The following is a 20,036-nucleotide window of genomic DNA, read 5'->3' as shown; positions in this document are numbered from 1 at the left end:
TGCCTCCGCCGGAGCGGTTCGCGTGCCGGAGGGCGCGGTGCCACGATGGGTGGTGAGCGGGAGCGGCCCGTGTCCGGGAGGCTGAGCGTGGACGTCGACGCCACCGCAGGCCACAGCGTGCCGAGCGACGGCACGGGGGGCGGTCCTGTCGACGCGGTGCTCTTCGACATCGGAGGCTCGGTCTATGACGACGAACGCTTCGTCGAAGCCCTGTACCGCGCCGTGCACGAACTCGCGGGAGAGGAATTCGACGAACACGCGTTCTGGTCGTTGTACGAGGCGGAACGCGAGGGCGGGGCCGGCCTGCGCGCGGCGTTCGCCCGCAGGTTCCTCCGGGACGGCGACATCGGCCTGCTGCGCGCTCACATCGCCAAGCACTGGGCCTACCCCGTCGAGTCGCTCTACCCGGACGTGGCACCGGTGCTCCGGGCGCTGGCCGACGACTACCGGCTCGGGATCCTCTCCAACTCACCCCCGCAGGTGCGGGACGCGCTGCGCCGCGACGGCCTGGCCCCCCTGTTCGGCGCTGTCGTCCTCGGCGGGGTCGACTCCGCCGAGAAACCCGCCCCCGAGGCCTTCCGCGCCGTGCTCGACAAGCTGGGCGTGCCCGCCGAACGCGCCGTCCACGTCGGCAACCGGCTCGACACCGACGTGCGGGGAGCGGCGCGGGCGGGGCTGCGCACCGTGTGGATGCTCCGCGGTGAAGCGCCGCCCGCTCCCGGACGGGACGAGCTGACCGAGGCCGACGCGGTCATCACGTCCCTGACCGGACTGCCGGCGGCGCTCTCCCGGCTGGCCGGCGACTCCCGGCCTCCGCGGGCGCACCCCGCATCCGCCTCCGCCCTCGACATCACCGGGCAGTACCGCACCCGGCAGAGGCTCGCGGTCATGAACGCCGCGAGTGTCCGCCTGGGCACCTCCCTGGACGTGTCGGAGACCGCGCGTGAGCTGGCGGAGCTGGCCATCGGCCACTTCTCCGACTTCGCGGCCGTCGACCTCTTCGAGGACGTGCTGCGACCGGACACCTCCCCCGCCCGGCACGGCGAGCCGACGCTGCTGCGCGCCGCGCAGAGCTCCGTCCTGGAGGACTGTCCCGAGTCCGCGCTACGGCCCGGTCAGCCGTGCCACTACCACCCGCTGTCGCCCATGGCCCGCGCGCTGACAGCCGACACGCCGTCGGCGCACTGGGCCGACGACCGGGATGTCCGGCGCTGGCTCGGCAGCGACCCCGGCTACGCGGCGATCCTGCGGCTCCACCGCGTCCACTCCCTCATCACGGCGCCGCTGCGCGCCCGGGGAACGCTGCTCGGCGTCGTCCACTTCATGCGCCACCGCACACCGGACGTGTTCGACACCGACGACGTCCTGCTCACCGGGGAGATCACCACCCGGGCCGCGCTCGCCGTCGACAACGCCCGCCGCTACGCGCGCGAACGCGGCACGTCCCTGGCCCTGCAGCGGAGCCTCCTCCCGCGCCGCAACGTCCGCCTCTCGGCGGCGGACATCGCGACCCGCTACGTTCCGGCGGAGTCCGGCGCGGGTGTCGGAGGCGACTGGTTCGACGTCATCCCCCTGTCGGGCGCGCGCGTGGGGCTGATGGTGGGAGACGTCGTGGGACACGGCATCGAGGCGTCCGCGACCATGGGCCGGCTGCGCACCGCCGCGCTGACCCTGGCCGACATCGACATTCCTCCCGACGAGTTGCTGACCCATCTCGACGACCTGGTTCTCCGCCTCGACGAGGAGGAGAACTCGGCGGAGGACGAGACACCGTCACCGCACACCCCGGTCGCCGGGGCCACCTGCCTCTACGCGGTGTACGACCCGGTGTCCCGGCACTGCACCATGGCCCGCGCCGGACATCCCGCGCCCGCCGTCGTCACCCCGGACGGCACGGTCCGCTTCCCGGACCTCCCGAGCGGTCCGCCGCTGGGCCTCGGGGGGCTGCCTTTCGAAAGCCACGGTGTCGACCTGCCCCAGGGCAGTGTCCTCGCGCTCTACACCAACGGCCTGCCGCACTCCGGGAACCGTGATCCGGACGAAGGACTACGGCTCCTCGGCGAGTTGCTCTCCGGACCGGCGGCCTCACTCGAAGGCCTCTGCGACAGGGTGCTGCGCGGCCTCTCACCTGGGGAACAGGAGGACGACGCGGTCCTCCTCCTGGCACGCACCCGGGCACTCCCCCCGTCCCGGATCGCCACCTGGGACGTCGCCGCCGATCCCGTCGAGGTCGCGCGGGTCCGACACCTCGTCACCGAGCAACTGGCCCGGTGGGCGCTGGAGGAGCTGTCGTTCACCACGGAACTCGTGGCCAGCGAACTGCTCACCAACGCGATCCGCTACGCCCGTCCCCCCTTGACGCTGCGCCTCATCCGCGACTCGGTGCTCATGTGCGAGGTGTCCGACGCCAGCAGCACCACGCCGCACATGAAACGGTCCCGGGCGTTCGACGAGGGCGGACGCGGACTTCTCCTGGTCGCCCAGCTCACCCGCCGCTGGGGCACCCGGTACACACCGGGCGGCAAGACGGTCTGGGCCGAGCAGGACCTGTGAGGCGACGGCCCGGAGGCGATACGCGGGTGACACGGACCGGCCCGGTCCGGATGCCGGACGGCCCTGGTCACCGGCCTCCTCGGCAGCGGGCCGCGATCCCGCTGCCGTAGGCTGGCGGGGCAGCTGGTTCGCCCCTGTCCGCCAGGCAGTCGGCGTCGTAAGAGGGAACCCGGTGAGAATCCGGGACTGCCCCGCAGCGGTGAGCGGGAACGACCGCCGTCATACGCACTGGGTCCGGCGAACCGGACCTGGGAAGCGACGGCCAGTAGGAGTCTCGTACCACGAGACGCGCCCGCGAGTCCGAAGACCTGCCCGCCGCCCGCACGCCGACACCCCTGGCGTGCGGAACAGCCCTGCCGCGACTCGCGAAGGAGAGTTGACGTGGCCGATCCCACCGTCACCAGTCCCGCCCCCGCCTCCCGCCCGGTCAAGACACCGGACGGCTCCCGGGTGGTGCTCGCGCACATCATGAGCGAGCACGACACCAACCTGTACGGCACCATCCACGGTGGCGTGATGATGAAGCTCATCGACGACGCCGCCGCCGCGGCGGCCGGCCGCCACGCCGACGGACCGGCGGTGACCGTCTCCGTCGACAAGATGTCCTTCCTCGCCCCGGTACGGGCCGGGGACCTGCTCAGCGTCGAAGCAGGACTCCGGCGCGCCGGGCGGACGTCGATGACGGTCGGGGTGCGGGTCACCTCCGAGCGGTGGAACAGCGCCGGCCCCGCCGCCGAGGTCGCCACCGCCTCCCTGACCTTCGTCGCCGTCGACGCCGACGGCAGCCCGCGCCCGGTACCCGCGCTCGACGTGCCGGTCCCCGGCCCGTCCTGACGGATCCGGCCGTCATCCCGGCCGGGTGGCCCGCACCGCGTACGGCACGAAGCCGCCCGTGTTCTCGTCCACCGAGAGCGGGCGACCCGCGGGCGGCAGCGCACGCTGGGCGCAGTCGAGGCGTTCGCAGGCACGGCAGCCCATGCCGATCGGGGTGGCGGCGGCCCGGTTGTCCAGGTCGAGTCCCTCGGAGTAGACGACGCGTGAGGCGTGCCGGATCTCGCAGCCGAGACCGATGGCGAAGGTCTTGCCGGGGGCGCCCCAGCCGCGGCCGCGGCGGGTGACCGTCCGAGCGGTCCACAGATAGCGCTGCCCGTCGGGCATGGCGGCCACCTGGACGTGGACGCGGCCGGGTGCGGCGAACGCCTCGTACACGTTCCACAGCGGGCAGGTGCCGCCGGCCCGGGAGAAGTGGAAGCCGGTGGCGGACTGCCGCTTGGACATGTTGCCCGCGCGGTCGACCCGCACGAAGGAGAACGGGACGCCGCGCAGGCGGGGACGCTGGAGGGTGCTGAGGCGGTGGCAGACGGTCTCGTAGCCGAGGCCGAAGCGGTCGGCGAGCCGCTCGATGTCGTACCGGCTCTCCTCGGCCGCCGCGTGGAAGACGCGGTACGGGAGGACCAGGGCGGCGGCGAAGTGGTGGGCGACGCCGATGCGGGCCAGTGACCAGGTCGTCGTGGCCTCCTCGTAGTCCTCGGAGGCGTACGCGCGGATCAGGTCGTCGTGTTCGAGCAGGGCGAGCTGGGTGGCCATGCGGAACGCCTGCTGGCCGGGACGCAGCCGCGGCGACAGGTGCAGGATCCGGGCGCCTGGGTCGTAGCGGTGGAGCATGTCGTCGGCGTCGGTCGCGACGCGCACGCCGTGGCGCTCGTCGAGGCGGTCGGCGAGGGCCCGCCGCACCTCACCGGGGCGGATGCCGATCTCGTGTGCGAGGTCCTCGGCGGCGCGGTCGGCGTCGTGAAGGTAGTTGCGGCGCCGGTGGAAGAAGTCGCGGACCTCCTCGTGCGGAGTGCGCGCCGTGCCGGGGACGGCCAGGCCGTCACGCGAGCCGGTGAGTTCGGCGAGGCGCTCGGTCATGCTGCGGTTCCTCCGGCCGAGGTCGAGCAGGAGGGCCGCCACGTGGGGCAGGCGGCCGGCCAGTTCCTTGAGATCGGCGGCGGAGAGTGCGGCCCGGTCGAGTTCGTCGGCCAGGGTCTCGCGCAGGTCGGCGAGGAGCCTGCTCGAGTCCCGTTCGGAGAAGAACTCCGGGTCGAGGCCGAACGACTCCGTGAGCCGAAGCAGCACCGGCACGGTCAGTGGCCGGGTGTCGTGCTCCATCTGGTTCAGGTAGCTGGGCGAGATCCTGAGGACCCTGGCCAGGTCGGCCTGGTTCAGCCCGCGCTCCTCCCGGAGTCTGCGCAGTCTCGCGCCCGCGTAGATCCTGCTCACGGCCACCCCCTGGGTCTCGGCTGCTCGTCATCGACACCTTAGTGCGGTCCACGGCTTCGCAGACTTCGCAGAACCGTCGGAGAAGATTCGCAGAACTTGGCACGAGGCCATGCTTGCCGGGCGCGGAGCGCCACTGCGAAAGTCATCACACGGCCCGTCAGAGACGGCGCTGACAAGCAGAAACCGGGAGCCGGTTCACGCCCTGACGCCGTCGGCCCCGAACACCTCGCCCCGCGGTCGGCGGGCCGTCCACCACCTCCCGCGAATCTTCGCAAGCTTCGACATATCCCAGGAGAGATCATCATGGCGCAGGCAGTGGCGACGACACAGGCGGCCGAGGAGCTGGCCCGGCGCTGGGCGACGGACCCGCGATGGAGGGGGATCGAGCGCACCTACTCCGCCGAGGACGTGATCCGGCTCTCCGGCAGCGTCCGCGAGGAACACACCCTGGCGCGGCGCGGATCGGAGCGGCTGTGGCGGCAGCTGCACGAGCTGGACTACGTCCACGCGCTGGGTGCGCTGACCGGCGGGCAGGCGGTGCAGCAGGTGCGGGCCGGGCTCCAGGCGATCTACCTGTCCGGCTGGCAGGTGGCCGCCGACGCCAACCAGGCCGGGCACACCTACCCCGATCAGAGCCTCTACCCGGTCAACTCCGTTCCACAGGTGGTCCGTCGCATCAACAACGCGCTGCTGCGCGCCGACCAGATCGCCGCCTCCGAGGGCGGCACGGACCCGACGGACTGGCTGGCACCGGTCGTCGCCGACGCCGAGGCCGGCTTCGGCGGACCGCTCAACGCCTTCGAGCTGACCAAGGCGATGATCGCGGCCGGCGCGGCCGGCATCCACTACGAGGACCAGCTGGCCTCCGAGAAGAAGTGCGGCCACCTCGGCGGCAAGGTCCTCGTCCCCACCTCCCAGCACATCCGCACCCTCAACGCGGCCCGGCTCGCCGCCGACATCGCCGACGTCCCGACGCTGGTCGTCGCCCGCACGGACGCCCTGGCCGCCACCCTGCTGACCAGCGACGTCGACGAGCGCGACGCCGAGTTCGTGACCGGCGAGCGCACCGCCGAGGGGTTCTACCGGGTGCGCAACGGCATGGCCCCGGTCATCGCCCGCGGCCTGGCCTACGCCCCGTACGCCGACCTCATCTGGGTCGAGACCGGCACTCCGGACCTGGCCCAGGCCCGCGAGTTCGCCGAGGCGCTCCATGCCCGGTACCCGGACCGGATGCTCGCGTACAACTGCTCGCCCTCCTTCAACTGGAAGGCCGCCCTGGACGACGACCAGATCGCCAAGTTCCAGCGCGAACTCGGCGCCATGGGCTACAAGTTCCAGTTCATCACCCTCGCCGGCTTCCACTCCCTCAACCACGGCATGTTCGACCTCGCCCGCGGCTACGCCGAACACGGCATGACCGCCTACGTCGACCTCCAGGAACGCGAGTTCGCCGCCCGTGCGCAGGGGTTCACCGCCGTCAGGCACCAGCGTGAGGTCGGCACCGGTTACTTCGACCTGGTCTCCACCGCCGTCAATCCCGCCTCCTCCACCACGGCGCTCACCGGCTCGACCGAAGAGGAGCAGTTCCACTAGGCCCCCGGGCCCCACGGCCGTGCGGGGCGGGCGGATCCACGTCCCGCCCGCCCCGTACTCCTTCTCCTTCTCCTTCTCCTTCACCGTCGCCGCCCCGCCCCGCCGTACCCGGAGGAACCCGATGCCCCGCAGCGCCCCGCCCTTCCCCGTCCGAGTCCTCGCCGTCCCGGGCGAGCGGCACGACGAGACCCCGGCCTCCGCGGCCCCGGGCTTCGCCGCCCGGCTCGCCGGCTCTTCCGCCGAGCGCGGGGACCGGCTCCCGGAGGAGCCTCGGCGCGGGGCGGCCCGCCCGGCCACCGGCGCCCCTCTCGGCCTCCCGGACGCGACCGCCGCCGTCCGCGCCGACGCCTCCCGGCAGGCGCCGCCCGCGCCCGGACTCACCGGCCGGCGTGGGGAGGGCACCGGCCCGCCCGGGCGGCGCACGGCTGTCGGCACCCTCGGATCCGGTGCCCGGGGGCGGACGGCCGACTTCGAGGACGCCGCCGCCCCCACCCGGGGCGATGTGTCAGGCGGGCAGCCCTCCCTGCTGGACGCGGTCGAGCGGCGCATCGGCTTCACCGCACCGAAGGGCGGGAAGCAGACCGGGCCCGTCACCGAACCGCCCTCGCTCCTCACCCCCTCCGCCTACGAGCGCCACCTCGTCCGGACGGCGGAGGTCCGGTCATGAGCGGCGCCGGCATCCGGCGCGTGGGCATCGTCGGCGGCGGTCAGATGGGGGCCGGCATCGCCGAGGTCTGTGCCCGGGCGGGGCTCGACACGATCGTCTGCGAGGCGACCCGGCAGGCGGCCGAGGCGGCGCACCGGCGGATCCGGGTCTCCCTGGAGCGGGCTGTCCAACGCGGCAAGCTCGGCCGGCCCGCCGCCGAGACGGCCCTCGAACGGGTCACCGTCACCTCGGAACCCGCCGATCTCGCCGACCGGCAACTCGTCGTCGAGGCCGTCGTCGAGGACGCCGCGGCCAAGGCCGAGGTGTTCACCGTCCTCGACAAGGCCGTCGACGATCCGCGGGCGATCCTCGCCACCAACACCTCGTCGCTCCCCGTCATGCGCCTGGGCATGGCCACCGGCCGCGCGGACCGGGTCGTCGGCCTTCACTTCTTCAACCCCGTCCCCGTCCTGCCCCTGGTCGAGGTGGTCACGACACTGCACACCTCGACGGCGACCGCGACCGCCGTCCACGACTTCGCCACCCGGACCCTCGGCAAGACCGTCATCCGGTCCACCGACCGCGCCGGATTCGTGGTGAACGCACTCCTGATCCCGTACCTGCTCTCCGCGATCCGCATGACCGAGTCCGGCTTCGCGTCCGCGGCGGACGTCGACCGCGGCATGGAACTGGGATGCGCCCACCCGATGGGCCCGCTGCGGCTGGCCGACCTGATCGGACTCGACACGGTCGCCTCGATCGCCGAGTCGCTGTACGAGGAGTTCAAGGAACCTCTCCATGCCCCTCCTCCGCTGCTTCTGCGGATGGTTGAGGCGGGACTGCTCGGCCGCAAGACCGGCCGCGGGTTCCATGTGTACGACCGGGGAGAGGAGCCCCGGTAGCCCAGGACGACGACCCTGGGCGGGAGTGTGGGTCACCGGGTGAGGGCCCGGCGCTCCACGTGAGGGGGCGGGAGGCGATGTGGCGCCCCCGCCCCTTCGGCCTGCCCCGTCCGCGCCTCGCCCGCGCCTCGCCCACACCCCGTCACCGGGGTGTCTCAGCTCACGATCCGGATCGTGGACAGCGGCCACCACGCCCGGGACGACTTCCGTAAGGTGGCGCGTGCAGCTGGTTCGCCCCGTCCGCCAGGCGGGATGCGTCGTAAGAGGGAACCCGGTGGGAATCCGGGACTGCCCCGCAGCGGTGAGCGGGAACGACCGCCGTCATACGCACTGGGTCCGACGCACCGGACCTGGGAAGCGACGGCCAGTAGGAGTCTCGTACCAACGAGACGCGCCCGCGAGTCCGAAGACCTGCCCGCCGCCCGCACGCGGACGCCTCCGCGCGCGGACATCCCGGTGACCTCGAGGGCGGGTCGGCGACATACCAGGCGGACGACCGTGCCTCTGCCGCGCGTGCGTGCCGTCCGGTCCGTCACCCCTTCGCGCTCTCGTCCCCTCCCCGGGATCTCAGGGACTCATCTCGCGAAGGAGATCTCCGTGACCACCACGTCCGCGGCCTCGGCAGCACGGGCCACCCTGTACGGCTACCCCCGACAGGGGCAGAACCGGGAACTCAAGAAGGCGGTCGAAGGGTACTGGAAGGGCCGCGTCACCGCCGACGCCCTCCGGGCCACCGCCGCCGAACTGCGCCGAACCCACTGGCATGACCTCTCCGGCACAGGCATCCACGAGGTCCCGAGCGGCGACTTCTCGTACTACGACCACGTCCTCGACACCACCGTCATGGTCGGCGCGATTCCCGAGCGCCACCGCGCCGCCGTCGAGGAGGACGCCCTCGACGGGTACTTCGCCATGGCCCGCGGCACGCAGGACGCGGCACCGCTGGAGATGACCAAGTGGTTCGACACCAACTACCACTACCTGGTGCCGGAACTCGGCCCGGACACCGACTTCGCGGCCGACTCGTGCAAGCAGGTCGCGGAACTCGGGGAAGCCCTCGCGCTCGGGCTCGCGGCCCGCCCCGTCCTCGTCGGACCCGTCACCTACCTGCTGCTCGCCAAACCCGCGCCGGACGCCCCGGCCGGCTTCGACCCGCTCACCCTCCTCGACCGGCTGCTGCCCGTGTACGCCGAAGTCCTCGCCGACCTGCGGGCGGCGGGCGCGGAGTGGGTCCAACTGGACGAGCCCGCGCTCGTCCAGGACCGCACCCCGGCGGAACTCGCCGCGGTCGTGCGCGCCTACCGGGTGCTCGGCGGCCTCACCGACCGGCCCAGGCTGCTCGTCGCCTCCTACTTCGACCGCCTGGGCGAGGCCCTGCCCGTTCTCGCCAAAGCCCCGGTCGACGGGCTCGCGCTCGACTTCACCGGCCCCGCCGCCGCGAACCTGGAGGGGCTCGCCGCCGCCGGCGGCCTGCCCGGCAAGCGGCTCGTGGCCGGTGTCGTCGACGGACGGAACATCTGGGTCAACGACCTGGAGAGGTCCCTGTCGACGCTCGGCACCCTGCTCGGTCTCGCCGACCGGGTGGACGTCTCCCCATCCTGCTCCCTCCTCCACGTCCCGCTCGACGCGACGGCCGAGAAGGACGTCGACCCGCAGATCCTGCGCTGGCTCGCCTTCGCCCGGCAGAAGACGGCCGAGACCGTCACCCTGGCCACGGGCCTGTCCCAGGGCACCGACGCCATCGCCGGGCGGCTCGCCGCCAACCGGGCCGCCCTGGCCTCCCGCACCGGCTCCCCCATCGCCCGCGACCCCGCCGTCCGCTCCCGGACCGCCGCCGTCACCGACACGGACACCCGCCGCTCCCAGCCGTACGCCGAACGGGCCGCCGCCCAGCGCGCCCTCCTCGGCCTGCCGCTCCTGCCGACGACCACCATCGGCTCCTTCCCGCAGACAGCCGCACTGCGCACCGCCCGTGCCGACCTGCGCGCCGGGAGGATCGACGCCGACGGCTACGAGAACCGGATCAGGACGGAGATCCAGCAGGTGATCGCCTTCCAGGAGAAGGCGGGGCTCGACGTCCTCGTCCACGGGGAGCCCGAACGCAACGACATGGTCCAGTACTTCGCCGAGCGGCTGGACGGCTTCCTCGCCACCCGGCACGGCTGGGTCCAGTCGTACGGCACCCGCTATGTCCGGCCGCCGATCCTCGCCGGCGACATCTCCCGGCCCGAGCCGATGACCGTGCGCTGGACCTCGTACGCGCAGTCGCTGACCGGCAAGCCGGTCAAGGGCATGCTCACCGGCCCGGTCACCATGCTCGCCTGGTCCTTCGTCCGCGACGACCAGCCGCTCGCCGACACCGCACGGCAGGTCGCCCTCGCCCTGCGGGACGAGGTGCGCGATCTGGAGGCCGCCGGCACGGCGGTCATCCAGGTCGACGAGCCCGCGCTGCGTGAGACGCTGCCGCTGCGCGTCGCCGGCCACGCCGCCTATCTGGCCTGGGCGACCGAGGCGTTCCGTCTGGCCACGAGCGGCGTGCGGCCGGACACCCAGGTCCACACCCACATGTGCTACGCCGAGTTCGGCGACATCGTCCAGGCCATCGACGATCTCGACGCCGACGTCATCAGCCTGGAGGCCGCCCGCTCCCACATGCAGGTCGCCCGCGAACTCGCCGCCCACGGCTACCCGCGCGCGGCCGGCCCCGGGCTCTGGGACATCCACTCGCCCCGGGTCCCGGACCTGGCGGAGACCGCCGGCCTGCTGCGTACCGGTCTGGAGGCGATCCCGGCCGGACGGCTCTGGGTCAATCCGGACTGCGGCCTGAAGACCCGCGGGTGGCCGGAGACCCGCGCTTCCCTGGAGAACCTCGTCGCGGCGGCACGTACGGTACGCGCGGAGATCGACGCCTCCTGACAGGCCGTGCCGTCCGACCGGCGGCACCCGGCCGACGGGGCCCGGGCTTCCCCACGTCCGGGCCCCGTCCCTGTCACGTGTCCGTGGGTGCGGGCGGCGGATGCCGGTCACCCCCGCGGACGAGAGGTCGCCCTCGTCACCACGGCTCGTCAGGGGCGGCCCCGGCGGGCGGGCGTTCCACCGGGGACCGCCCACGGAGCACGGGATGGCCCCCGAGGTGTGCGCCCAGGGCGTGGGAGCGGGTGGCTCCAAGGATGATGTCGAGGGCCCGGGTGAGGTGCCGGCCGAGGAGGCACAGGCGCAGGGTGGAGCGGCTGTCGACGGCTTCGAGCAGGGCTCGGGCGGCCGTGTCGCCGCCGTCGCGCGGCTCGAAGCCGAGGGTGGGCCCGCACGGCGATGCCGGGCGGCCGCACCGGCCCGGTGGGCGGCGATCCGGGTTCGCCCGGAGTGCCGGGTGCCGTCAGCCGATCTCGTCCAGGTGGTCCTCCACCCAGGTCCGCAGCTGAGCCAGTGGCTCCGCCACACTGCGGCCGAGCGGGGTCAGCTCGTACTCGACGTGCAGGGGCACCGCGGGATAGACGGTCCGCTCGACGAAACCCCGGTCCTCCAGACGGCGCAGAGTGGCGGTCAGCACCTTGGGGCTGACGCCCTCCAGTCTCCTCTGCAGGGCTCCGAAGCGCTGCGGACGCTCCTCCATGGCTCCGATGGCCAGCGCCGACCACTTGTTGGCCAGCAGGTCGAGCACGTCACGGCAGGGGCACTGGGCCGCGTACACGTCGTGGTGATCGTGTCGCTCCGTCTCGCAGCGCCTCACCATGAGCTTCTCCTTCTCCGCATCGCCGGTCCCACCAGGTCACTTCCCCTAGGGAAGTAGCATCCCTTGCAGGTTACTACCTCCTCAGAGTTACGTTGCGGCCGCAGCGGAAGCCCGTCGTGATCCCACCCGACCAGGAGGAACAGCCATGAGCCGGATCCCGCAGACCATGCCCGCCGTCGCCTACCGGAAGAGCCTGCCGGTGGACGACACGGAGAGCCTCCAGGACACGGTCCTGCCGGTACCGCAGCCCGGACCGCGCGACCTGCTGGTGCGTGTCGAGGCCGTCGCCGTCAACCCGGTCGACTACAAGATCCGCCAGAGCAGCGACCCGGGCGGTGAGCCCAAGGTCCTGGGCTGGGACGCGGCGGGCACCGTCGTCGCCGTCGGCCCGGAGGCCGAGTCCTTCCGGGTGGGCGACGAGGTCTTCTACGCCGGAGCCCTCGACCGGCCGGGGGCCAACGCGCAGTTCCACGCCGTGGACGAGCGCATCGTCGGCCACAAGCCCGCCTCGCTCTCGTTCGCCGAGGCGGCGGCTCTGCCGCTGGCCTCGCTCACGGCGTGGGAAGGCCTCTTCGAACACCTCGGGCTGCACACCGGCGCCCTCAAGCAGTCGGGCACGCTGCTGGTCACGGCCGCCGCGGGCGGTGTCGGCGCCATGGTGTCCCAGCTGGCCCGCGCCCTCACCGGTCTCACGGTGATCGGCACGGCCTCACGCCCCGAGACCGCCGAGTTCGCCCGGCGGATGGGCGCCGACCACATCGTCGACCACCGTGAGCCCCTCACCCCGCAGGTGCGTGCCGTGGCCCCGGACGGCGTGGACTTCGTCTTCGGCACCGCCGGGACCGACCGGAACCTGGCCGCGTACGCCGACATCGTCAGGCCCTTCGGACGGATCGTGGCCATCGACGACTTCGGTCCGGTGGAGATCGGTCTGCTGAAGTCCAAGAGCATCTCCTTCCACTGGGAGTTCATGTTCACCCGCTCGCTGCACCGGACCGCCGACCAAGCGGAGCAGGGCCGCATCCTCGACCAGATCTCCCGCCTGGTGGACGCCGGGATCCTCACCACCACCGCCACCGCCGACCTCGGGAGGATCAGCGCCGGGCACCTGCGCGAGGCGCACGGCGTCCTGGAGTCCGGCCGGGCCATCGGGAAGATCACCATGACCGGCTTCTGACCTGCCCGCCTCGCCCCGGCGGCCCCGGTGCGGGACGCCACGAACCTTCCACCTGCCGTGCCTCGTTCCGCCCAAGGCGACGGGCCGCAGGGGACGTCCGTCGTCGACGGGCCGTCACAAGCCTCACCGGCAATCCGCTGACGGCGGACGGAACACGAACGAAGGCCGTGCAGACGATCGACGTTCTCACCAGCAACTACGGTCCCGTCGCCGCCACGGCGCCGGGTTGGAACACCCGCACGCAGGCAATCCGGCCCGCCGGCACGGCGACGCTCGGCGCATCAGACGACGTCACGGAGAAGCCCCCGAACGCCGGGACTGCAGTCCGTCACAGCCGAATCGGCCGGCCGGTTCTCCGTTCTCCGCCGGGTGCACGTCCGGCGCGGGTACGACGAACCCCGGGCCGGCCCCACCAGCCACGGATCGTTCCGGGGGCGGTGACTCCGCCGTCAGCGCGGTGGACACCCGCTTCGGGCAAGGGGAAACGGCACGTCAGTGCCCCTTTGCCAGGGGCTCCAGGATGGCGACGCACTCCACGTGGTGCGTCCCTGAGAACACATTGAGAAGCAAGCAACGGGGCAGACTCACAGGTCAGAATCTCCGTTTCGTCAGCGTAAGGGAGCTGTGTACGTCAGAGGAGCGTCACCACCCCCCACATGCGGGGTTGTCGACCAGCTCAGGCTCCTGATCCATAGCCTGTTCTAGGATGGCGAAGACCATCTCAGCGGCCCGACGGGCTTCCGCTCCACTTCCGTGGAACCGAAGGACATGCCCCCACCCGCACGAGCTACTTCGTGCTGCCTGGGGGCACTTCCTTGCTGTTCCGTGAGTCTGCGGCGTCGTTGGCCAATCGCACCCACCTTGAAGGGCAGCTGGCCGAGCTCCTGACCGAGAACTTCCTGCACAAACACCGCCATCGGCCTCAGCCGTCGGAGGTGCGCTCCTGGGAGCGGAGCATCCCGGCGCTCACCAACGCGCTCCTCGAAGCCGGGCTCGGTGAGGTCGAGATGATGTTGGAGTACGCGCTGCCGCTGACCAGCAAGCGGGCGGACGTGATACTTGCAGGTGTTCATCCGAGTACCGGGGAGCCCTCGTACGTGGTGATCGAGCTGAAGCAGTGGAGCGAGGCCTACCCGGAGGAAGACGATCCGCTGCTGTGCCGCATCGACGCCTACCCGGATCCGGTCCTCAACCCGATCGAGCAGGTGCGCGGCTACTGCGACTACCTCATCTCGTTCAACGGAGCGTTGGAACGGATCCCCGACTCGGTCGCGGGGGTCGCCTACCTGCACAACGCGACCGGCTTCGGGGTGGCAGGGCTCCGTGCCGTCACCGAGGACGATCGGGGCCGGATGTTCACCGGCGACCAGCGCGGTGCCTTCCTCGGCTACCTCCGCTCCAGGCTGGCGGCGAAGCCGGGTGCCGAGGCAGCCGACGCCTTGTTGCAGGGCAAGGTAAGGCCGTCGAGGCAGTTGATGACCGTTGCTGCCGAAGAGGTGCGCAACCGGGAACAGTTCGTGTTGCTGGACGAACAGCGCCTCGCCTACGAAACGGTCATGTCGGCAGTCCGACAGGCCCGGCGGTCCAACCATAAGCAGGTCGTCGTCGTGGCCGGCGGGCCGGGCTCCGGCAAGAGCGTGATCGCACTCTCCCTGTTGGGCGACCTCTACAGGCGCGGGGTACCGGCCCTGCATGCCACCGGATCACAGTCCTTCACCAAGACGATGCGCAAGGTCGCCGGTGCCCGCAAGCCGGAGGTCCAACGACTCTTCCGCTACTTCAACAGCTTCATGGAGGCTGAGCCGAACGACCTCGACGTGCTGGTCTGCGACGAGGCGCACCGGCTGCGCAGGACCTCCGCCAACCGCTACACAAAGGCGACTCTGCGGACCGGCCGACCGCAGGTGGCGGAGCTGATGGACGCCGCGCGAGTTCCGGTGTTCCTGCTGGACCAGCACCAAGTGGTGCGTCCGGGCGAGATGGGAACCGTGGAACAGATCCAAGCAGCCGCGACCGAACAGGGGCTGGACTGCACGGTGGTGAATCTCGACAGCCAGTTCCGGTGCGGCGGTAGCGACGCCTACCTGCGCTGGGTGATCGACCTGCTCGGGCTCGAAGGAAACGCGCCCACCGTGTGGGAGCCGGACGACAAGGTACAGCTCCTGACCGCGGACACCCCCCGGGATCTCGAGGACTTCCTGGCTGCCCAACGAGCCCAGGACTACGGTGCGCGCATGTCCGCGGGCTACTGCTGGAAGTGGACAACAAAGATCACTTCCAGCATGCACACCCTTCCCACCGACGTGGTCATCGGCGACTGGGCCAGGCCATGGAACCTCTATGGCGACCGCGCCCTGCTCGGAGCTCCGCCGGCACCCCTCTGGGCCACCGACCCAGCAGGGTTCGGACAGGTCGGATGCGTCTACACCGCACAGGGCTTCGAGTACGACTGGTCCGGCGTGATCATGGGTCCGGACCTCGTCTGGCGCACGGACCGATGGGTAGTGGACCGAAGCGCCTCGAAGGACCCTTCCTTCACCAAAGCCACCGCGGACGAGGACGTCGACCGTCTCGTCCGCAACACGTACAAAGTGTTGCTGACGCGGGGCATGATCGGCACGATCATCTACTCGACGGACCCGGAAACCCGTGAAAAGCTCCGCTCGCTGATCCCCCCGATGCTGTGAGCGTCGTATGCACCCGAGTCATGCCTAGGCAGTTTCGTTTGGACCTGCGGGCGGACCAGAGGAGGATGTCCGCGATGTGGAGTCCGGCCAAAGCCGGATATTAGCCGCGCGTCGAGGCGATAGGCACTGCCTTCTCAGGCAATGGACGGCAACGCCTCTCCTTCGAGAGCGCAGGAGCAAGACGGAGCACTGCGGTCCGACCCTCCCCCCCAACGGCATTCTGACTGCCCATCAGAAAAAGTGTCAACTGAGCGTCATCTCAGCGTCAGAATATCGCCCGTAACGCCCACACCGCGCATCAAGCCCACCCACAAAACCCCAGGTCAGGTGTCCTTCGGGTCTGGTGCAGGTTCGGGTGACAGGTTCGGTCACGCGGCCTGGAGGGCCGGTGTGGTCTTGACGGTCTCGTATTCGACGGGGGTCAGGCGGCCGAGTGCGGCTTGTCGGCGGCGTCGGTGGTAGGTCCGCTCGATCCAGGTCACGATGGCGATCCGCAGCTCCTCGCGGGTGGTCCAGCTGCGGCGGTCGAGGACGTTCTTCTGCAACAGGCTGAAGAAGAACTCCATGGCCGCGTTGTCGCCGGCTGCCCCGACTCTCCCTATCGATCCGGCCATCCGGTGGCGGTCGAGTGCCCGGACGAACTTCCGGGACCGGAACTGCGATCCGCGATCGGTGTGCAGGATGCACCCGTCGACGTATTCGCGCCGGGCCACGGCGGTTTCCAGGGCGGTCACGGCCAGGCGGGACTTCATCCGCGCGTCGATGGAGTAGCCCACGATCCTGTTGCTGAAGACATCCTTGATCGCGCAGAGGTACAGCTTCCCCTCACCCGTGGCGTGCTCGGTGATGTCGGCGAGCCACAGCCGGTTCGGGCCGCTCGCGGTGAAGTCACGACGGACGAGATCGTCGTGGACCGGCGGGCCGGTTTTACCGCCGCGGCCGCGTCTCTTGCCGAACACGCTCCACCAGCGGTTGTCCCGGCAGATCCGCCACGCCGTCCGGTCCCCCATCGACACCCCGGCATCGCGTGCTTCATCGGCCAGGAACCGGTAGCCGAACTCCAGGTCCTCGCGGTGAGCGTCGAAAAGCACGTTCGCCCGATACCCCTGGGCGAGGACGGCCTCGGCCACCGGCTTGTCGAGCCAGCGGTCGTAAGGCTGCCTCGCGAGCTTCAGCACCCGGCACGCCTCCGCGACGGGCACCCCGTCCCCGGCCAGCTCCTTCACGAGCGGGTAGATCCTTTTCCCGGCAGATGCGCCTGCGACAGATAGGCCGCGGCCCGCCGCAGGACCTCGTTCTCCTGCTCCAGCAGCTTGATCCGCCCACGTGCCTCCCGCAGCTCCACGCTCTCCCGACTGGACGTACCCGGCCTGGAGCCGTCGTCGATGTCCGCCCGGCGCATCCACTTCCACAACGTCATCGGATGAACCCCGACATCGGTGGCGACCTGCTCGACCGTCACACCCGGACCAACCTTCCGCGCAACCCGCACGACGTCCTGGCGGAACTCTTCCGGACAAGGCTTCGGCACAGCGACATCCTTCCCACCTGCCCAACAAGGCAAGCCACTTCAGATGTCACCCGATCGTGCGGCAGACCCCGGAGATTGGAGGAGTGAACGGGCTGATGCAACAACATGCCTCCTCTGGCAGACATGCCGGATATTGCGCGATCAACCGATCATAGCGTTGCACGCAAGCCCGTGATGGGGCTGACGAGAACTGCCAGGCCGCATTCGAGTCCAACATGCCCGTTGGAGACCTCACGGCAACCCTCCTCCTCCGCCACCTGCGGGGCCGGCACAACGGGATGTTGAGCAACAGTCGCATGGCCCCGCACACCAACCCGAGCATCCCAACGCAGCGCAGCTGAGGCCGGGGGCCCATCGCCCCTCGGAGCGCGCACCCCTCGCTGCCGTCCCGAAAACGGCTGAACTTTTCGTTGCCCATCAGCCACACAGGACGTCCGTGCAGGTCAGAGCCACCCCACTCCCCCACCCACCCAGCGCCTTCTAAGCACTCGGCAGCGAAACTGCGCGGCACATCAAAGGGTGTAGGGCTCCGGTTAGAACGTCACCGAACCTCATGGGCAGCCCAGCGGGGTGCACTCGCTGGGCTGGCAGGCCCAAGGTCCTGCGTTCGGCTTCTACAAACGTCGCCTTCGGCTGACCTCCACCGGACGCAACCATGGAGGGCCGAGGGAAGGTCAGCTCGTGCAGCTACCGGCCGTGCCCCAGCGAAGGAACTCCGTACCTCCAGCGCCGTCGAGGACCGCCACGGCGTGCTGCGCGTAGCCCCATCCCTGCCCCGCGCGAGATTCCGCGAGAACAGTCCGGCAGGCCACGCTGGCGGCGGCCTCTGCCCACTCCTCTCGCGTGCTCTGGTCCCACTCGGGCTTCGCGGCCCACACGTACATCACGCCTTCGTGCGGAGCGAAGCCGATGCTGGTGTTCTCGTCGCTGATATAGCGGGGGTCTTCGAACAGACGGGAGTTGGCGTTCCAGTCGACAAAGAGCTGGTGGACCGCCTCGGTTGCCACTCTGATTTCGCGCTTGTCGACGCTGGGAATCTGGGCCGCGGCCAGTCCTTCTTCGGTGGGGTGCCAGCTCGGCTCCTGCCCGGGGTCGGCGGCGGTGCGGTCGATGGTCTGCGTGATGCAGCCGGTGTTGGCGCGGAAGTCGTCCTCCCACACGATCGCCGGCGCCGTGGACGTGGTGTTGTCGACCAGGACGTACTCGTCGTACGGAAGGGACTTGTAGATGCCCGCCATCATGCGCAAGGTGAGGCAGGCGTTCTTGGCCACTCCCTGCACGACGCGAGACTCCATGGCCGGACCGCTGATGGCTATGTAGAGCTCTCTCTGGGCCGGGGCGTAGCCCACGTCGTACTGACCGCTGTAGTTGTACTCCTCGCCCATGCCGTAGCTGAGGTCGTGTCCGAGTGCGGCCTCGGTCTCGATCTCCGCCTCCCCCTTGGCTCGACGGGCCGCACGCCACGTGGCGATCGTCGCCTCATCCGCGTTCGCAGGAGTAGGGGATGACGCGGCTTCCACCACAGCCTGGGAGCTCGCTGCGGGTGAAGCGGAAGCCGGCATGGTGGCGGTCTGGCTGGGGGATGCGCTGGCGGGAGGGCGGGAACTCGTCGAAGTCGTCTCCGTCTTGTCGGGCTGCAGGGCCAGCGCTCCACCCGCCAGGCCACCTATGACAGTGCCCACCACCGCCGCGATGCCGACGAGTCGTCTGCTGGAACGGGCAGGACGTATCCAGTTCGGGTCGTCCAGAGTGGGAACAGCCCACTGGGCAGCGACGAGATCGCCCACCAGTGTCGGTTCCGCACCGGGCGGCGCGACCTGTGTGGCCTGTGCTGCGAGGAGGGCGACACATGTCTCGGCGGCGTCCCACGCGGTGACTCGGTCCCCCGGCTCCTTGGCGAGAGCGCTGCTCACGACGGCGTGGAGTTCGCCGGGAAGGCCACGCAGATCAGGATCCTCGGACATGACCCGGTAGGCGACCGCGTCGGGGGCTCCCCCGCCGAAGGGCGCACAACCGGTGGCTGCGAAGGCTATAAGGGCCCCCCAGACGAACATGTCGCCCTCGGGACCCGTCGTACCGGTGCGGTAGTGCTCAGGGCTGATCCAGCCTGGGGTGCCGGTCAGAATGCCGGTGCGCGTCACGGATGTGCCGTCGGCGGCATGAGCGATGCCGAAGTCCAGGACTCGGGGACCGACCGGGGTCAGGATGACGTTCTGCGGCTTGACGTCCCGGTGGACGACACCCGCCGCGTGAATGGCTGCGAGAGCCTGGGCTGTGCCCGCAGCAAAGGCGTAGAGGGTTCCACCGGCCAGCGGCCCGTGCGCGGCGATGTACCGATCGAGGGTGAGCCCTGGGGCATAGGCAGTGGCCAGCCACGGTGACGGCGCTTCGGCGTCAGCCGCGATCAGAGGTATGAGGCAGGGGCCCTGGACACGGGCGGAGAGCTGCACTTCTCGACGGAAGCGCGCCCGGAACTCCGCGTCGTCCGCCTGGGCAGGATGGACGACCTTGACCGCGACCCGTAGACCGGCGGCGTCGAGGCCGGCGTACACCGTGCCCATGCCCCCTGAGCCGAGGCGCCCGATGATCCGGTAGGGGCCGACGCGCTTGGGGTCACCGGGGTGGGCAGCCAGCACCCGCCCACCAGAACGAGCACTGCTCACCGGGCTTCCGATCTCCTTCAGACGTGCAGCAGGCCAGAGGCCGGACGCATGCCGGTACCTGAGATCTGGATATTAGCCGCGCGTCGAGGCGATAGGCACTGCCTTCTCAGGCAATGGACGGCAACGCTTCCTCATCGAGCGCACGAGAGCGAAACGGAGCCGACGAGCCTCGCTCGCCGTGCTCCATCGCTTTCGCCGCAGCGCGTCTGTTCATCGGTGCGCGCCGCGGACCGGCCCTCCTCGACAATCCACTGACGCCCCATCAGAACGAGCGTCAAATGAGCGTCAC

12 protein-coding genes and 2 riboswitches are annotated in these 20,036 nt (G+C 70.8%); of the genes, 8 read left to right on the top strand and 4 right to left on the bottom strand.

What is annotated here, in order from left to right; all coding sequences use genetic code 11:
- Window positions 1–69: 69 nt before the first annotated feature.
- Window positions 70–2,553, top strand: coding sequence for an HAD-IA family hydrolase (locus tag I3F58_RS04830; protein ID WP_240106925.1), 2,484 nt, complete (start codon window positions 70–72; stop codon window positions 2,551–2,553).
- 158 nt (window positions 2,554–2,711) lie between these two features.
- Window positions 2,712–2,863: riboswitch (cobalamin riboswitch) on the top strand.
- A gap of 71 nt (window positions 2,864–2,934) precedes the next feature.
- Window positions 2,935–3,387, top strand: a complete 453-nt coding sequence (locus I3F58_RS04825; protein ID WP_374207902.1) for an acyl-CoA thioesterase — start codon at window positions 2,935–2,937, stop codon at window positions 3,385–3,387.
- A gap of 12 nt (window positions 3,388–3,399) precedes the next feature.
- On the opposite strand, the gene I3F58_RS04820 is transcribed toward I3F58_RS04825, so the two are convergent.
- Complete coding sequence (locus I3F58_RS04820) at window positions 3,400–4,815, bottom strand: short-chain fatty acyl-CoA regulator family protein (RefSeq protein WP_240106924.1); 1,416 nt, start codon at window positions 4,813–4,815, stop codon at window positions 3,400–3,402.
- Window positions 4,816–5,118: 303 nt separating this feature from the next.
- On the opposite strand from I3F58_RS04820, the gene aceA reads away from it, so the two are divergent.
- From aceA to metE, 4 genes are all read left to right on the top strand, one after another.
- Window positions 5,119–6,408: an isocitrate lyase gene (gene aceA / locus I3F58_RS04815; protein ID WP_240106923.1), complete on the top strand. Its 1,290-nt coding sequence runs from the start codon at window positions 5,119–5,121 to the stop codon at window positions 6,406–6,408.
- Between the two features lie 121 nt (window positions 6,409–6,529).
- Window positions 6,530–7,075, top strand: coding sequence for a hypothetical protein (locus I3F58_RS04810; protein ID WP_240106922.1), 546 nt, complete (start codon window positions 6,530–6,532; stop codon window positions 7,073–7,075).
- Entirely contained in the window at window positions 7,072–7,956 is an 885-nt protein-coding gene (locus tag I3F58_RS04805) for a 3-hydroxybutyryl-CoA dehydrogenase (protein ID WP_240106921.1), read from the top strand. Before I3F58_RS04810 ends, I3F58_RS04805 begins: the two co-directional genes overlap by 4 nt.
- A gap of 260 nt (window positions 7,957–8,216) precedes the next feature.
- Window positions 8,217–8,369: riboswitch (cobalamin riboswitch) on the top strand.
- Between the two features lie 184 nt (window positions 8,370–8,553).
- Window positions 8,554–10,872, top strand: a complete 2,319-nt coding sequence (gene metE, locus I3F58_RS04800) for a 5-methyltetrahydropteroyltriglutamate--homocysteine S-methyltransferase (RefSeq protein WP_240106920.1) — start codon at window positions 8,554–8,556, stop codon at window positions 10,870–10,872.
- 460 nt (window positions 10,873–11,332) lie between these two features.
- Here the strand turns inward: metE and I3F58_RS04795 are convergent, their stop codons facing one another.
- A complete protein-coding gene (locus tag I3F58_RS04795) occupies window positions 11,333–11,689 on the bottom strand; it encodes a helix-turn-helix domain-containing protein (RefSeq protein WP_240106919.1) in 357 nt (118 codons plus the stop codon).
- A gap of 145 nt (window positions 11,690–11,834) precedes the next feature.
- Between I3F58_RS04795 and I3F58_RS04790 the strand changes: the two genes are divergently transcribed.
- Both I3F58_RS04790 and I3F58_RS04785 read left to right on the top strand, forming a co-directional pair.
- Entirely contained in the window at window positions 11,835–12,866 is a 1,032-nt protein-coding gene (locus I3F58_RS04790) for a zinc-binding alcohol dehydrogenase family protein (protein ID WP_240106918.1), read from the top strand.
- Window positions 12,867–13,681: 815 nt separating this feature from the next.
- Window positions 13,682–15,553, top strand: a complete 1,872-nt coding sequence (locus I3F58_RS04785; protein WP_240106917.1) for a DUF2075 domain-containing protein — start codon at window positions 13,682–13,684, stop codon at window positions 15,551–15,553.
- A 368-nt stretch (window positions 15,554–15,921) separates the two neighbouring features.
- Here the strand turns inward: I3F58_RS04785 and I3F58_RS04780 are convergent.
- Window positions 15,922–17,084, bottom strand: a protein-coding gene (locus I3F58_RS04780; RefSeq protein ID WP_240106916.1) for an IS3 family transposase whose coding sequence is annotated in 2 segments (ribosomal slippage) — window positions 15,922–16,797 and window positions 16,800–17,084 — 1,161 coding nt in all. Because the reading frame shifts where the segments join, the coding sequence is not laid out codon by codon here.
- Window positions 17,085–17,758: 674 nt separating this feature from the next.
- Window positions 17,759–19,747, bottom strand: coding sequence for a serine/threonine-protein kinase (locus I3F58_RS04775; protein WP_240106915.1), 1,989 nt, complete (start codon window positions 19,745–19,747; stop codon window positions 17,759–17,761).
- Window positions 19,748–20,036 lie beyond the last annotated feature (289 nt).

This window comes from Streptomyces sp. MUM 203J (assembly GCF_022414595.1).
Classification (GTDB): domain Bacteria; phylum Actinomycetota; class Actinomycetes; order Streptomycetales; family Streptomycetaceae; genus Streptomyces.
This window is presented reverse-complemented; position numbering and strand designations above follow the sequence as displayed.